This is a genomic window from Spongiivirga citrea (assembly GCF_010671565.1).
In the GTDB taxonomy this organism is placed as follows: domain Bacteria; phylum Bacteroidota; class Bacteroidia; order Flavobacteriales; family Flavobacteriaceae; genus Spongiivirga; species Spongiivirga citrea.
In genome coordinates this window covers 134100-149485 of the sequence record NZ_JAABOQ010000007.1, presented here as the reverse complement: position 1 = coordinate 149485, position 15386 = coordinate 134100, and the positions used below count along the sequence as shown (strand labels likewise).

The following is a 15386-nucleotide window of genomic DNA, read 5'->3' as shown; positions in this document are numbered from 1 at the left end:
ATAGAAATGATCAAAACAGATATACTCATCATCGGAGCTGGTCCAACAGGACTATTTACTGTATTCGAAGCAGGTTTATTAAAACTAAAAACCCATTTGATAGATGCATTACCCCAACCAGGTGGGCAACTAGCTGAGATTTATCCTAAAAAGCCTATTTACGATATTCCAGGATTTCCAGAGATTAACGCTGGCGAATTAGTCGATAATTTAATGGAGCAAATCAAGTCGTTTGAGCCAGGATTTACACTTGGCGAACGAGCAGAAACAATTGAAAAATTAGAAGACGACGCCTTTGTGGTCACAACAAACAAAGGAACGCAGCATAAGGCACCGGTAATTGCCATAGCAGGAGGATTGGGATCATTCGAACCAAGAAAACCACCTATTGAAAATATCACTGAGTATGAAGATAAAGGCGTTGCCTACATCATTCGTGATCCAGAAGTGTATCGTGATAAAAGAGTGGTTATTGCTGGTGGAGGTGATTCGGCACTTGACTGGTCCATTTATTTGGCTAATATAGCTTCTGAAGTCTATTTGGTACACCGTCGTAATGAATTCCGAGGAGCTTTAGATTCAGTTGAAAAAGTTGCAGAGCTATCGAAGTTAGGCAAGATAGAATTAGTGACTGAAGCCGAGGTTAAACATCTACATGGTAAGAATGAGTTAGAGGCAGTTACTATAAAGCATCTTAAAAACGGTGAATCTCATATCGAAACCGATTATTTCATTCCACTATTCGGGCTTTCTCCTAAATTAGGTCCCATTGCAAATTGGGGATTAGAAATCGAAAAAAATGCCATAAAAGTGGATAATTCATATGACTACCAAACTAACATTCCAGGTATTTATGCCATAGGGGATGTTAATACTTACAAAGGAAAACTAAAGCTTATTTTATCCGGTTTTCACGAAGCTGCAATTATGTGTCAGAGCGCTTATCAACGTATTAATCCGGGAAAACGCTATGTCATGAAGTACACAACCGTAAGTGGGGTTAGTGGTTTCGATGGAACAAAAAAAGAAGCCAAAAAAGAAGTGGTAAAAGCTATTAGTTAATTGACTTAAAAACAGTCTCCTTGAGGAGAGCCCAATAGCAATTGAGACGGGCGAAGTTTTTTTTCAAAAACTTGAACAACTAGATTTATCGCATCCTTAAAAGATATCTCGCATTTTTATCAACATCTCATTTGCGCACCAGACAAATGCAACCTATATTTGCGCCAGTTCATTTACAAATCAAAAGTTATTGGGAAAGGTGTAGGGATTAGACCCGTTTAAACCTTAGCAACCCTCCTCTAGGAGAAGGTGCTACGTTCTACCGTACTGTGTATGGAAAGATAACAGCAAAGACATTGTCGTCTACAGTTTATTCTTTTACAATTTCTTGATATTATTTTGGGCGTTTCATGACTGAAAAAGTCATGACAGGGCTTTCCGTTCTTACCTCTCAGTTTTTCTAAGGCAAAACCTGCGGGGTAACCGCTGCAATCCCTAACGCGATCTAAAAAGGAAAAATGATTGACATAAAAGAAGAAATACAAAAACGAATATTGGTATTGGATGGAGCGATGGGTACGATGCTTCAACGTTATAAATTTGAAGAAGAAGACTTTCGTGGTGAGCGATTTAAAGATTGGAAATCACCTTTAAAAGGAAATAATGACCTACTATCAATAACACAACCTAAAGCGGTAAAAGAAGTACATGCTGCCTATTATGAAGCTGGCGCGGATATTGTAGAGACCAATACGTTTTCGGGAACCACAATCGCAATGGCCGATTACGGCATGGAAGAATTGGTATATGAACTCAATTACCAATCTGCAAAAATTGCAAAAGAGGTAGCAGACGAATTTACAGCGAGAGAACCAAACAAACCTCGTTTTGTTGCTGGCTCAATTGGACCAACAAATAGAACTGCTAGTATGTCGCCAGATGTAAATGATCCAGGCTTTCGTGCAGTGACTTTTGATGAGCTACGAATTGCTTATAAACAACAAGTCGAAGCGTTGGTAGATGGGGGTGCTGATATTCTTTTGGTTGAAACCATATTTGACACTTTAAATGCTAAAGCCGCCTTATTTGCAATTGAGGAAGTAAAAGAAGAAAAAGGAATCGATATTCCAGTTATGGTAAGCGGTACAATTACGGATGCTTCTGGGAGAACGTTATCTGGGCAGACTGTCGAGGCATTTTTAATTTCCATTTCTCATATTCCAATTTTAAGTGTTGGTTTTAACTGTGCTTTAGGTGCTGATCAATTGAAACCATATTTAAGCAGATTGTCAAAGGAAACAGAATTCTTTACCTCGGCACATCCTAACGCCGGTTTGCCAAATGCGTTTGGGGAATATGACCAAACTCCAGAGGAAATGCAGTCTTTGATTGAGAGTTACCTAAAAGATGATCTTATAAATATTATTGGGGGGTGCTGTGGGACCACCCCAGATCATATACAGCTAATCGCAGAAGTAGCTTCAAAATATGAGCCAAGACAAATCAATTTAGCAGTTTAAAATGATTTTAGAAGTAGCAATACTAAATATAAAACCTGGCTTATCTGGGGATTTTGAATTGGCATTCGAAAAAGCGAAGAAAATCATTTCATCAATGAAAGGGTATATTTCTCATGAGCTAAAAAAATGTATGGAAAAATCTGATAAGTACGTTTTATTGGTGAATTGGGAAACTATTGAACATCATGAAATAGGTTTTAGAAAGTCAAGTGAATATCAAGAGTGGAAATCGTTATTACATCATTTTTATGAGCCTTTTCCCATAGTAGAACATTATAGTTAATGAGCAAACAACATAAATACTTAACATTATCTGGTCTTGAGCCACTTATCGTAACTCCAGAAAGCAATTTCGTCAATGTTGGTGAGCGTACGAACGTTACGGGTTCGCGTAAATTTCTTCGTTTAATAAAAGAAGAAAAATATGATGAGGCACTAGAAGTTGCAAGACATCAAGTTGATGGTGGGGCGCAGATCATCGACGTAAATATGGATGAAGGAATGTTAGATGGAGTTTATGCCATGACTAAGTTTCTTAATCTTATTGCTGCGGAACCTGACATTGCTCGAGTTCCTATTATGATCGATAGTTCTAAATGGGAAATCATTGAGGCTGGCTTAAAGGTGGTTCAGGGAAAATGTGTTGTGAATTCAATAAGCTTAAAAGGAGGAGAAGAAGAGTTCATTCGCCAAGCAACTTTAGTAAAAAGATATGGCGCTGCCGTTATAGTAATGGCATTTGATGAAGATGGTCAAGCCGATAATTATGAACGTCGTGTTGAGATTTGTGAGCGGTCGTATAACATATTAGTCAATCAAGTAAAATTTCCTCCTCAGGACATCATTTTCGATCCGAATATATTTCCTGTGGCTACGGGAATGGAAGAGCATCGAAAAAACGCACTCGACTTTTTTAATGCCACAAAATGGATTCGCGAAAATCTGCCATATGCCAATGTAAGTGGCGGGGTGAGCAATGTGTCATTTTCTTTTAGAGGTAATAATGCCGTAAGAGAAGCAATGCATTCTTCTTTCTTATATCATGCCATTAAAAACGGGATGAATATGGGTATCGTTAATCCAGCAATGCTAGAAGTGTATGACGAAATTCCTAAGGATCTTTTAGATCATGTTGAAGATGTCTTACTAGATAGAAGAGATGATGCAACTGAGCGTTTATTAGATTTTGCCGAAACTGTAAAGGGAAATAAAAGGGAAGATGATACCAAAAAATTGGAGTGGCGATCAGAAGAACTCCAATCAAGAATTACACATTCTTTGGTAAAAGGTATTGATGAGTTTATACTAGAAGATATTGAGGAAGCACGTCTGTCAGTCGATAGGCCCATTCAAGTAATTGAAGGGCATTTAATGACAGGTATGAATGTAGTTGGGGATTTATTTGGAAGCGGAAAAATGTTCTTGCCACAGGTGGTTAAATCAGCAAGAGTAATGAAAAAGGCTGTGGCCTATTTAAATCCCTTTATTGAAGCTCAAAAGGATGGTTCTTCAGGAGCTGTAGGTAAGATTCTTCTCGCCACTGTAAAAGGTGATGTTCACGACATAGGAAAAAATATAGTCGGGGTTGTGCTAGCCTGCAATAACTATGAAATCATTGATCTTGGTGTAATGGTTCCGCCTGAAAAAATAATTCAAGCCGCGATCGAAGAGAAGGTAGATGCAATTGGATTAAGCGGCTTGATAACACCATCGCTTGACGAAATGGTATATCTAGCAGATCAGATGGAGAAAAATGATTTAGATATCCCTTTATTAATTGGCGGAGCAACTACATCGCGAGCCCATACAGCGGTTAAGATCGAGCCGAAATATTCTAATACTGTAGTACATGTAAACGATGCCTCAAGGGCCGTAACAGTGGTAGGGAACCTTTTACAGGAAAATAATGGGGATTTTAAGGTTCAAATACGCGAGGAATACGAAAAGTTTCGTGAACAGTTCTTAACCAGAGGAAAACGAAAAGAGTATATAAGTATAACAGAAGCACGGAAACGAAAATTTCAGATCGATTGGAATTCTTTTGAACCTACAAAACCCAATCTAGAAGGTGTTCAAGTTATACATGATCAAGATTTAGGAGAACTATTACCGTATATCGACTGGAGCCCATTTTTCCGGTCATGGGATTTACATGGAAAATATCCAGATATTTTGACTGATGAAGTGGTTGGTGAGCAAGCAACAAGCTTGTTCAAAGATGCGCAAGAAATGTTGGAGCAGGTTGTCTCTAAAAAACAACTAAAAGCAAAAGCGGTCTTTGGTATTTTTCCAGCTAACATGATTAATGATGACGACATTGAAGTAAACATTTCCAAGTCACCTAGAGCGGAGTCGAGAGGTTTAGGCTTAGATGAAAGATTCATTTTCAGAACACTCCGTCAGCAGCTTAAAAAACGAGAAGGAAAACCAAGTTTTGCCTTGGCAGATTTTATTGCTCCAAAAGAAACCGGAAAACAAGATTATATAGGGAGTTTTTGTGTATCAACTGGGTTTGGTACACAAGAACTAGCCGCTAAATATGAAGCTGCTCATGACGATTATAATTCTATTATGATAAAAGCATTAGCAGATCGTTTGGCAGAGGCTTATGCCGAGTTTCTTCATGAAAAGATAAGAAAGGAGTATTGGAGTTACTCACCAGAAGAAACTTTAAGTAATGAAGAATTAATCAAAGAAAGTTATAAAGGAATTCGCCCGGCGCCAGGTTATCCTGCCTGTCCCGATCATTTAGAAAAAGAAACTATTTGGAAGCTGCTAAATGTGAAGGAAAATATTGGAGTGGAGTTAACAGAAAGTTTGGCCATGTGGCCAGCTGCTTCAGTTTCAGGCTACTACTTTGCTAATCCAGAAGCACGGTATTTCGGACTGGGAAAAATAACTGAAGATCAACTTAAAGACTATAGTAAACGTAAAAATATCGATTTGGAAACTGCCAGAAAATGGCTTAATCCTAATCTAACTGAATAAAACCTGCAATTATAAGTTGCACTGCATATCACAATGAAGGTAACAGAACACATAAAAGAAGCAAAGGGTAAAACATTGTTCTCATTTGAATTGATCCCCCCGCAAAAAGGAAGAAGCATTCAGGAATTGTATGATAACATCGATCCGTTAATGGAGTTTAAACCTCCGTTTATTGATGTAACCACTTCGCGAGAGGAATACATTTATATTGACAGAGATGGACTTTTAGACAAAAAACTTACTCGAATGCGTCCTGGTTCCGTAGGTATTTGTGCCTCAATAACTCATAAATATGATGTAGATACCATTCCTCACGTACTATGTGGTGGTTTTACTAAAGAGGAAACGGAATATTTATTGGTCGATTGTCATTATCTAGGAATTGAAAATGTGATGGCACTTCGTGGAGATGCTATGAAAGAGGAAAAGTATTTTAAACCTACAAATGGCGGCCATTGTTATGCAAGTGATCTAGTAGAGCAGATTGTCAATATGAATAACGGTCAATTTTTGCACGAAGTAGTAGAAACTGATAACAAATCTGATTTTTGTATTGGTGTAGCAGGATATCCGGAAAAACATATGGAAGCCCCTTCGATGGATGCGGATATACGCCGATTAAAGCAAAAGGTAGATGCGGGAGCAGATTATGTTGTGACACAGATGTTTTTTGATAATAAACGTTATTTCAATTTTGTTGAGAATGCTAGGAAAGCTGGTGTTACGGTTCCAATAATTCCAGGAATAAAACCACTAGCGGTAAAAAGACATTTACAACTGTTACCACAAGTATTCAAATTAGATATGCCAGATGCCTTAGTGAAAGAGGTTGAAAAATGTAAGACCAATACCGATGCGAGACAAGTAGGTGTTGAATTTGCCATAGAGCAGTCTAAAGAGCTTATGGCAGCAGGTGTGCCGGTTTTGCATTATTACTCTATGGGAAAATCTAGCAATATACAAGCAATCGCAAAGGAGGTTTTTTAGTATAATTCTGCAGTAAGTTTTTGTTATATCATAAATTATAATAGGCATTTTGTTTACTTTTAACGCTTCGCTATGAAGCAATACCTGTCTTACTTTTTATGCCTGTTTACTTCTCTTGTTTTTTCTCAAGAGGATAGAACAAACTCCTATTTTGATATAAACTATTTCAAAGGAAATATTGCTCGACACAATGACGATATTCTTCATTTAATAGATGGACATCCTTCAGGTTTTATCGCTAGTTGGAATAAAAAAACTTTTGGTAAAAAAGCTTGGCAAGAACGATATGGCTATCCTGATTATGGCGTTTCTTTCGCTTATCAAGATCTGAAAAATGATATTCTGGGGGATACGTATTCTCTTTATGGTCATGCTAATTTTTACTTCTTCAAAAGAAATATTATTCTGAGAATAGGTCAAGGATTAAGTTATAGTACTAATCCGTATGATCGAGACACGAACTTTAGAAATATAGCCTATGGTTCTAGAGTTTTGAGTAGTACTTATTTGATGCTCAACTATAAAAAGGAACGTCTTTTCAATCGCATCGGATTGCAAGCAGGATTGTCGTTAATCCATAACTCCAATGCCAATGTAAAGGCACCAAATACAAGTATTAATTCTATCACATTTAATGTTGGACTGACTTATAATACTGATGAAACTGATACAGATTTTATCCAGAGTGAAGAAGACAAGAAATTTACGCAACCTATAAAATTTAATGCCGTCTTTAGAAGTGGAATTAACGAAAGTGATGTAATAGGAAGTGGACAATTCCCGTTTTATATATTTTCATTTTATGCTGATAAACGGATTAATCATAAAAGTGCCTTTCAACTAGGGACTGACGTTTTTTATTCTAATTTTTTAAAAGAATATATAAGATATCGTTTTGTTGCATTTCCAGAAGATGAACTTGAAGGCAATGAAGACTTTAAACGGGTGGGTGTTTTTGCCGGTCATGAGTTGTTTATTAGTAAGTTTTCAGTTGTCACTCAGTATGGATATTACGTATATTATCCGTTCGATTTTGAAGGGAGAACGTATATTAGAATAGGACTAAAGCATTATTTTAATGATAAAATTTTTGCGGCGATGACATTAAAATCACACGCAGCGAAGGCCGAAGCGGTTGAGTTTGGAATAGGAATACGATTATAAATTTCATTTCCGCGAAGGCGGAAATCTTTACCATGAGAAAAACAATATATCTTTTTGTAATAGCTGTGTTCACTTTTGCCTGTAACAATGAAGATGCGAATGATTGTTTCCAGACTACGGGAGATATTGTACGGCAAGAATTTACTGTGGCTGATTTTTCTAGAATACTAGTCAATGAAAATGTGACACTAGTTTTAAAAGACGAACCAACTGCCAAAGTGGTGATTGAAACAGGGAAAAATTTGTTGAGTGATATCACTGCAGAAGTGGTTGATGGACAATTGATCTTATCGGATAATAATGGCTGCAACACTTTTAGAAGTTTTGGAACGACGATTGCCTACGTTTCGGCACCAAATATCACAGAACTAAGAACAGCTTCTCAATATGAAATAAGGTCAGATGGTATTTTGACGTATCCAAGTATTCGTTTAATATCAGAGGATTTTAATTTCCCTGACAGCGTGACCATTGGCGACTTTCGTTTGGAGGTTGATAATCAATCTGTAACTCTGGTATTTAACAATTTGTCAAATTGTTTTATTTCTGGATCTACCCAAAGTTTGAATATTCAATATGTTGCAGGAAACGGACGTTTTGAAGGAAAAGACCTTCTTGCCAATGCAGTTAATGTAAATCATAGGGGAAGCAATGATATTATTATTAATCCACAAGTATCATTGACAGGGACAATTAGAAGTGTTGGAAATGTAATTAGTTATAATCGTCCTGAAACCATTGAGGTTGATGAAATATTTAACGGACGATTGATTTTTAGGGAAGATTAGACACTTTACTTCTTTCTTTCAATTACGTAATTGACCATTAGAATAAGCGCTTCTTTATAGATGGAATCAGGATATTGTGCTAGTAGCGATAGTGCTTCTTTTTGATAATCTAGCATTTTGGTAACTGCATATTCTAGTCCGCCTTTTTCTTTTACAAAAGCTATAACTTCTTTAACACGCTTTCTATTTTTGTTGTGGTTTTTGATAGAGTTTATAAGCCAATTTTTTTCTCTAGAGGATGAATTGTTCAGAGCATAGATAAGTGGCAAAGTCATTTTTTGCTCTTTGATATCGATACCCGTTGGCTTTCCAATTTTTTCTTCCCCGTAATCAAAAAGGTCATCTTTAATTTGAAAGGCAATACCAATTAGTTCACCAAACTTTCGCATGGTTTCAACATCATCAGAATCCGGTTTTACAGAGCAGGCTCCCATACTACAGCAAGCAGCAATAAGCGTTGCTGTTTTTTGGCGAATGATTTCGTAATAGACGTCCTCGGTAATATCAAGTTTCCTAGCTTTTTCGATTTGTAATAGCTCTCCTTCACTAATTTCTTTTACGGCAACGGAGATGATCTGTAGCAAATCATAATCACCATATTCAACTGAAACCAATAAACCTTTTGAAAACAAATAGTCACCTACTAATACCGCTATTTTATTCTTCCAAAGAGCATTGATCGAGAAGAATCCGCGACGCATATTACTATCGTCTACAATGTCATCGTGTACTAAACTAGCTGTATGAATAAGCTCAATGATAGATGCACCGCGATAGGTACGTTCGTTTACTTCGCCTTCAGAAACCATTTTGGCAACAAGAAATACGAACATAGGTCGCATTTGCTTCCCTTTTCGATTAACGATATAATGAGTGATTCGATTAAGAAGTGCCACCTTCGATGACATTGATTGAGAAAACTTATCCTCAAACAATTCCATTTCTTCTAAAATAGGGGCTTTTATTTGCTCGACTACTTTCATTCGGTTTATAAAGATAAGGTTTAGGCTATGAACCTATCCTTTGAAAATAGCTTTTTAGACAACAGCATCATTTTTATTGGCAAGCTGCCCACAGGCAGCATCAATATCCTTACCGCGTGATCTTCTAATGGTAACGGTAATATTGTTTCTTTCTAGTTTATCGACGTACATTTTGATTGCTTTCTCACCAGCTTGTTGAAAAATACCGTCATCAATTGGGTTGTATTCAATAAGATTCACTTTGCTAGGTGCAAATCGACAAAACTCGACCAGAGCATCAACATCTTTCGGTTGATCGTTAATCCCTGCCCAAACTACATATTCGTAGGTGATCATTTTTTTGGTCTTTGCATACCAATGTTGCAATGCTTCTCTAAGATCAGCTAATGGAAATTTGGAATTGAATGGCATAATCGAAGTACGTACATCATCTAATGCAGAGTGCAGCGATACAGCAAGATTGAATTTCACCTCGTCATCGGCCATTTTTTTAATCATTTTTGGTACTCCAGAGGTCGATACGGTAATTCGTCTTGGTGACATACCCAAACCTTCATCGGAGGTGATTTTATCGATTGCTTTTAAAACGTTGGGGTAATTCATTAGAGGTTCCCCCATTCCCATAAAAACAATATTGGTCAATTTTCGATCGTGATAATGTTTACTCTGATTATTAATGGCTACAACTTGATCATAAATCTCATCAGGATTTAAATTTCTCATCCTTTTTAATCGAGCAGTGGCACAAAATTTACAATCTAAGCTACAACCAACCTGAGATGAAACGCAAGCTGTGGTGCGATAATCTGTCGGTATTAAAACTGACTCTACAACCAAACCATCATGTAAGGTCACCGCATTTTTAATAGTACCATCATTGCTGCGCTGCATATGATCTACCCGAATATGGTTGATTACAAAATTGGCTTCGAGCATTTGGCGGGTGTCTTTTGAGATATTAGTCATATCGTCAAAAGAGTGAGCTCCTTTGGCCCATAACCATTCATAAACCTGATTACCACGAAAGGCTTTATCTCCATTCGCAACAAAAAATTCTCGCAAGGCCTCTTTGGTAAGAGCTCGTATGTCTTTCTTTTTATCAGTCATTGTATGAATTGCAAAAATACAACTTTGGGATATTAAAAAACCCAGACGATAATGCCTGGGTTTTTTGCTATTTCTATTATCTAGATCTTAGATGATCAACATGGCGTCACCATAAGAATAGAAATTGTATTTCTCTTTAATTGCTTCCGCATATGCTTCCTTCACAAAATCATGGCCTGCAAATGCAGATACCATCATCAATAAGGTTGATTTTGGTGTGTGGAAGTTTGTAATCATACTATCTGCAATAGCAAACTCATAAGGAGGGAAGATAAATTTATTTGTCCACCCTTCATATGCATTTAAAGTAAGGTCAGAAGAAACAGAAGTTTCCAACGCTCTCATTACTGTTGTGCCGACTGCACAAACACGTCGTTTATTTTTCTTGGCATTATTAACAACATCAGCGGAATGTTGCTCTATTGCTAGTTCCTCAGAATCCATTTTGTGTTTTGAAAGATCTTCAACTTCCACCGGATTAAACGTTCCTAAACCAACATGCAAAGTAACTTCAGCGAATTTCACTCCTTTAATCTCTAAGCGTTTCAGTAAGTGCTTAGAAAAGTGTAACCCGGCTGTAGGCGCAGCAACAGCTCCTTCATTTTTAGCATAAATGGTTTGATATCTGCTTTCATCTTCAGGTTCTACTTCGCGCTTAATATATTTAGGAAGTGGCGTTTCACCAAGCTCTCTTAATTTTAAACGGAACTCTTCGTACGATCCGTCATATAAAAAACGAAGCGTACGACCTCTTGATGTAGTATTATCTATTACTTCAGCAACTAGACTTTCATCTTCACCGAAATACAATTTATTACCGATTCTAATTTTACGTGCAGGGTCTACTAATACATCCCAAAGGCGACTTTCTCTGTTTAACTCTCTTAACAAGAATACTTCGATACGGGCACCGGTCTTTTCTTTATTACCAAAAAGACGAGCAGGAAATACCTTGGTATTATTAAGCACCATAACATCTTCTTCATCAAAATAATTGATAATGTCTTTGAACTGTTTGTGCTCAATTGTTTGCTTTGCGCGATCTAATACCATTAATCTGGCTTCATCACGATTTTCTGAAGGGTATTCAGCTAGTAAATCGTTAGGCAGATCAAAATTAAAATGGGATAACTTCATTTAGTAGTTTTTTTACAAGCGGCAAATATACAATCTCGAGATAGGGGTTGTCAAGTAAATTACTAGTAAAGTTTGATAAGTTGAAGAGCTTAGACCAGTCTGACCAAATATTTTCTCTAGTCTTCAATACTCTTAATCCCGACAGAACCCATATCCTTCCAAAAATCAGGGTAAGATTTTGAAACAACTTCAGCTTCATTTATTGTAATGGGAACTTTATAGGCTAATGGTGCAAAAGCCATTGCCATGCGGTGATCCTGATAGGTGTCGATAGCAATATTTTCTTTAATAGTATTGGTCGGCCTTAGATGAAGACTTTCGGCAGTAATTGAAACTTTACCTCCCAATTTTTCTATTTCTGTTTTTAATGCTGCAAGTCTATCAGTTTCCTTAATCGGAAGTGTATGTAGGCCATGTAAATCACAAGCTATACCTAAACCTAGACAAGTAACAGCTATAGTTTGTGCGATATCTGGAGCGTTATCCAACTTATAGTCCACAGTCTTAAGTTTACGGTCTGTAGTCTTTTTTAAGTTAATTGAATTTGATTGAAATGAGGTTTCTACTCCGAAGTCTCTATAGATTTCGGCTAATACTGAATCGCCTTGAAGACTATTTTGCTTATAACTGGAAAGTGTGATTTCAGAGCCAATTTCACTAAGTGCAGCAATACTGTAAAAATACGATGCTGAACTCCAATCAGATTCTACCACCATTTTTTTAGAGGCGACCTCTTTTTTAGGTTGAACAGAAATAACATTGCCCGCAAAACTCGTGTGAAGGCCAATTTCTTCAAGTAATGCCAATGTCATTTTAATGTAAGGCACGGATGTTATTTTTCCCTCCAAGTGTAATTCGATACCATTTTTAAGTCTACCACCTATAAGGAGTAAGGCCGAAATGTACTGGCTACTAACATTGGCTGCAAGTGTTACTTTGCCGCCATCTAAAGTTTTTCCTTGGAGTCTGATAGGTGGATATCCTTCTTCATTTTCATATGAAATATTTGCTCCGAGTTGTCTGAGTGCATCAACTAGAATTTTGATGGGTCGTTCTTTCATTCTTTTAGAGCCCGTAAGTACAGTTTCCTTTTCATTTTGAATAGAAAAAAATGCCGTTAAAAACCGCATAGCCGTACCTGCATGATGAATATCAACTACAGTAATCGCTTCCTTTTCAAGCTCTAGTGATTTCAATGCTTTTTGCATGTATTCCGAGTCATCGGAATTTGATATGTTGTCTATGCTGATTTGTGGATATAGGGATTGCAAAAGCAATAGCCTATTTGATTCACTTTTAGAACCAGTAATTTGAATAGAAACTGACGGATTAGTGTTTTTTGAGCTAAGGTGTATATTCATTGGTAAAAATAAATCCCGATAACAAAATGCTGTCATCGGGATTCAAAGATAATGAGTTTATAAATGAAATTGCTATTTCAACTTTTCATTATTATGATGCCTATCGTGATCTCTTTTAGTTTTTAAGTCGAGTTTTTTATCAAATGATTCTTGTAGATCGACACCTGTTTGATTGGCCAGACAGAGCACTACAAAAAGTACATCAGCAAGCTCTTCACCAAGATCCTTGTTTTTGTCACTCTCTTTTTCACTTTGCTCGCCATAACGCCTTGCTATAATTCTTGCCACTTCACCAACTTCTTCAGTAAGCTGCGCCATATTGGTAAGCTCGTTAAAGTAGCGAACACCGTGTTCCTTTATCCAATTATCAACTGCTTCTTGAGCGTTTTGAATGTTCATGCCTCATATTTTTTTCAAAACTACACGTTCTGTGTGTTTTTCCACCAAATTCTTATAAAATTGCTTTAATGCGGGGTAAAATTGTGCTGGAATTATCGGATAGTTCATACTTGTTTCAGCCGAAATACGCAGCATTCCACCTGTATTACTAATATTGTATCGAAATTTACCGATATCCTGCGGTAAGGATACAGAAACTGGTTCTGGAATGCTTTCAATTTCGTATCCATCAGGAATCACGACATTTACTAGAAATTTATCCTTCCAAGGATATCCAAATTCAATAGGATATTCTCTTTTTTCTGATTTAAATGGGTTTTCGTCCACGGCCATATGAAACAAAGGAGAAAAGTACAGCTTATCATTAATGGTTTCTGCAACATCCTCTTTGTAAAACTCATAGGTTTCCATTAGAGATTTGCCTAATTCTTTGTTATTAGAAATATTAAAGTTTGAGATTTCTAGATCATCCCGTCTTTCAGTCAACTTTTCTATATATTCCTCTTCGTTGGTTGAATTGTAATTACTGCGAACAATCATGGCGTTATGGTTGGTATAGACCTCTCTGCATTTACCTTCAATAGTGCCATCGTCACTTAAAGTTACATTCATAGTAATGTTCTCTAAAGCCTGCTTTTTTGGAACCAAAGGAAGAAAATTAGATACTTCTTCATTTTCAATTAAACGTCCTTGCCAATTTAATGCCCTTACTGGCAAAATACCTGGTGTTGTATAAGGTGATGTAGCATCTAATAAATAGCGATTGTTATTGATTTTAGCGGCGGCGACCACATAATTAAATCCTTGCAGTGTGGGAAATAATGGGATTCCATTTTGACGAGTACTAACGAGAACTGGGCTTGCATCAATTTTTGCATAACGCAACATCGATATTAGCATTAAATTAATGTCAGCAACATTTCCTACTCCATCCTTATATGCCTTTCGCAAGTTTTTTGCATAAACTCCACGCTTGTCATTCCATTTTACCTTTGACTTAACAAAAGCGAAGATGGCATTCATTTTATCCATTTCAGAAGGAGCTTCGGCTAAAATGACCTCAAGATCATCTTTGTAATAGCCTTCTTGTTCCATTTGTATTTTGAAGGATTTACTTTTATAAATACTTTTTGAAACATTCTCCCATGTAGTTGCGAAATTTTCAGTGTCACCATTTGGTGGCGAAACCGACTTTAATTCGAATTTGACAGCCGATCTGAAATTGTCAATATTAGAAACATAGTTTTCTTTTTTTAGTGCTGGCACATCAGTCATAGTATAGTGGTTTTTTACCACTTTAAAACCAGATGCGGCATCATTCAAGGTTTCTGTTCTTGGATTTATAGGTAAAAACCCTTTTTGTATTTGACCAAAACCAAAAATCCCATAAATAGACATGCTCGCGTCTACTCTTTTTGTTGGAATATCTTCTTGAAAGACGAATTCGTCAATATATTGATAGTATGGCGACGTAATGGTGTATTTATATTCTAAAACCGAACCTTTTTTTGCCTGTGGCATTGTAAATTTAAATTCGTTGAAGTTTTCAGAATATTCCGATTTAAAAATCCCATCTTTCCCTAGTTTGGTCTCGGCCAGTTTTCCGTTTTCTTCATTATAGGTATATGCCTTTAGGCCTGTAAGACTTTCTCGTTTGCCACCATCTTTGTACAAGCTGAATTCTTTTGTAGCATATTCCATTCCACTCTTATTGTAGATTTTAACACGTTCGTGTACATCGGTAATCAAATTGATACCTACACCTGAAACAATTCTGTAATATGATTTTCTGTTTTTGTAAAGAAAAACGGCGTTCGCAGTAGAATCTTTGTCATAAACAGTTTCTTGTACTTCATCAAGTGATACTTTTCTAAACTTATAATCTTGGGCAGTACCAATGCCAACAAATAGCATTAAAAATGCCGCTATTGCTTTTTTATTCATAATAGG

The 15386-nt window shown here is 36.7% G+C and carries 13 protein-coding genes and 1 riboswitch; of the genes, 7 read left to right on the top strand and 6 right to left on the bottom strand.

Annotated elements, in window-relative coordinates:
- The first annotated feature begins 6 nt into the window (after positions 1–6).
- The 7 genes from GWK10_RS16490 to GWK10_RS16460 all read left to right on the top strand — a co-directional run bounded on the left by GWK10_RS16490 (position 7) and on the right by GWK10_RS16460 (position 8449).
- The gene (locus GWK10_RS16490) at positions 7–1062 is read left to right on the top strand and encodes an NAD(P)/FAD-dependent oxidoreductase (protein ID WP_164033501.1); all 1056 of its coding nucleotides are present in this window, start codon (positions 7–9) and stop codon (positions 1060–1062) included.
- Positions 1063–1246: 184 nt separating this feature from the next.
- A riboswitch (SAM riboswitch) is annotated at positions 1247–1350 on the top strand.
- 170 nt (positions 1351–1520) lie between these two features.
- Positions 1521–2522, top strand: coding sequence for a homocysteine S-methyltransferase family protein (locus GWK10_RS16485; RefSeq protein WP_164033500.1), 1002 nt, complete (start codon positions 1521–1523; stop codon positions 2520–2522).
- Position 2523: 1 nt separating this feature from the next.
- On the top strand, positions 2524–2805 hold the full coding sequence (locus GWK10_RS16480; protein WP_164033499.1) for an antibiotic biosynthesis monooxygenase family protein: 282 nt from the start codon (positions 2524–2526) through the stop codon (positions 2803–2805).
- Positions 2805–5510: a methionine synthase gene (metH, locus tag GWK10_RS16475; RefSeq protein WP_164033498.1), complete on the top strand. Its 2706-nt coding sequence runs from the start codon at positions 2805–2807 to the stop codon at positions 5508–5510. Before GWK10_RS16480 ends, metH begins: the two co-directional genes overlap by 1 nt.
- 33 nt (positions 5511–5543) lie before the next feature.
- Positions 5544–6497 carry a methylenetetrahydrofolate reductase [NAD(P)H] gene (gene metF / locus GWK10_RS16470; protein ID WP_164033497.1) on the top strand — a complete coding sequence of 318 codons (954 nt, stop codon included), beginning with the start codon at positions 5544–5546 and terminating at the stop codon, positions 6495–6497.
- Positions 6498–6569: 72 nt separating this feature from the next.
- Positions 6570–7661: an acyloxyacyl hydrolase gene (locus GWK10_RS16465; RefSeq protein ID WP_164033496.1), complete on the top strand. Its 1092-nt coding sequence runs from the start codon at positions 6570–6572 to the stop codon at positions 7659–7661.
- Between the two features lie 32 nt (positions 7662–7693).
- Positions 7694–8449 carry a head GIN domain-containing protein gene (locus tag GWK10_RS16460; RefSeq protein WP_164033495.1) on the top strand — a complete coding sequence of 252 codons (756 nt, stop codon included), beginning with the start codon at positions 7694–7696 and terminating at the stop codon, positions 8447–8449.
- Between the two features lie 5 nt (positions 8450–8454).
- Here GWK10_RS16460 and GWK10_RS16455 read toward each other — a convergent pair whose 3' ends face one another.
- The 6 genes from GWK10_RS16455 to GWK10_RS16430 all read right to left on the bottom strand — a co-directional run bounded on the left by GWK10_RS16455 (position 8455) and on the right by GWK10_RS16430 (position 15380).
- Entirely contained in the window at positions 8455–9432 is a 978-nt protein-coding gene (locus GWK10_RS16455) for a polyprenyl synthetase family protein (protein ID WP_164033494.1), read from the bottom strand.
- Between the two features lie 54 nt (positions 9433–9486).
- A complete protein-coding gene (gene rlmN, locus GWK10_RS16450; RefSeq protein ID WP_164033493.1) occupies positions 9487–10539 on the bottom strand; it encodes a 23S rRNA (adenine(2503)-C(2))-methyltransferase RlmN in 1053 nt (350 codons plus the stop codon).
- Positions 10540–10626: 87 nt separating this feature from the next.
- On the bottom strand, positions 10627–11676 hold the full coding sequence (gene queA / locus GWK10_RS16445; RefSeq protein ID WP_164033492.1) for a tRNA preQ1(34) S-adenosylmethionine ribosyltransferase-isomerase QueA: 1050 nt from the start codon (positions 11674–11676) through the stop codon (positions 10627–10629).
- A gap of 116 nt (positions 11677–11792) precedes the next feature.
- Positions 11793–13037, bottom strand: coding sequence for a 3-phosphoshikimate 1-carboxyvinyltransferase (gene aroA, locus GWK10_RS16440; RefSeq protein ID WP_164033491.1), 1245 nt, complete (start codon positions 13035–13037; stop codon positions 11793–11795).
- 72 nt (positions 13038–13109) lie between these two features.
- On the bottom strand, positions 13110–13436 hold the full coding sequence (locus tag GWK10_RS16435) for a nucleotide pyrophosphohydrolase (protein WP_164033490.1): 327 nt from the start codon (positions 13434–13436) through the stop codon (positions 13110–13112).
- 3 nt (positions 13437–13439) lie between these two features.
- Positions 13440–15380: a DUF3857 domain-containing protein gene (locus GWK10_RS16430; protein WP_164033489.1), complete on the bottom strand. Its 1941-nt coding sequence runs from the start codon at positions 15378–15380 to the stop codon at positions 13440–13442.
- Between the last annotated feature and the right edge of the window lie 6 nt (positions 15381–15386).

What these genes read in the sequence shown, in the direction of transcription:
- GWK10_RS16435 (WP_164033490.1), bottom strand. Translation starts at nt 13,436, where the DNA reads ATGAACATTCAAAACGCTCAAGAAGCAGTTGATAATTGGATAAAGGAA.
- GWK10_RS16460 (WP_164033495.1), top strand. Translation starts at nt 7,694, where the DNA reads ATGAGAAAAACAATATATCTTTTTGTAATAGCTGTGTTCACTTTTGCC.
- GWK10_RS16465 (WP_164033496.1), top strand. Translation starts at nt 6,570, where the DNA reads ATGAAGCAATACCTGTCTTACTTTTTATGCCTGTTTACTTCTCTTGTT.
- GWK10_RS16480 (WP_164033499.1), top strand. Translation starts at nt 2,524, where the DNA reads ATGATTTTAGAAGTAGCAATACTAAATATAAAACCTGGCTTATCTGGG.
- metF (WP_164033497.1), top strand. Translation starts at nt 5,544, where the DNA reads ATGAAGGTAACAGAACACATAAAAGAAGCAAAGGGTAAAACATTGTTC.
- GWK10_RS16490 (WP_164033501.1), top strand. Translation starts at nt 7, where the DNA reads ATGATCAAAACAGATATACTCATCATCGGAGCTGGTCCAACAGGACTA.
- queA (WP_164033492.1), bottom strand. Translation starts at nt 11,676, where the DNA reads ATGAAGTTATCCCATTTTAATTTTGATCTGCCTAACGATTTACTAGCT.
- rlmN (WP_164033493.1), bottom strand. Translation starts at nt 10,539, where the DNA reads ATGACTGATAAAAAGAAAGACATACGAGCTCTTACCAAAGAGGCCTTG.
- metH (WP_164033498.1), top strand. Translation starts at nt 2,805, where the DNA reads ATGAGCAAACAACATAAATACTTAACATTATCTGGTCTTGAGCCACTT.
- GWK10_RS16430 (WP_164033489.1), bottom strand. Translation starts at nt 15,380, where the DNA reads ATGAATAAAAAAGCAATAGCGGCATTTTTAATGCTATTTGTTGGCATT.
- aroA (WP_164033491.1), bottom strand. Translation starts at nt 13,037, where the DNA reads ATGAATATACACCTTAGCTCAAAAAACACTAATCCGTCAGTTTCTATT.
- GWK10_RS16455 (WP_164033494.1), bottom strand. Translation starts at nt 9,432, where the DNA reads ATGAAAGTAGTCGAGCAAATAAAAGCCCCTATTTTAGAAGAAATGGAA.
- GWK10_RS16485 (WP_164033500.1), top strand. Translation starts at nt 1,521, where the DNA reads ATGATTGACATAAAAGAAGAAATACAAAAACGAATATTGGTATTGGAT.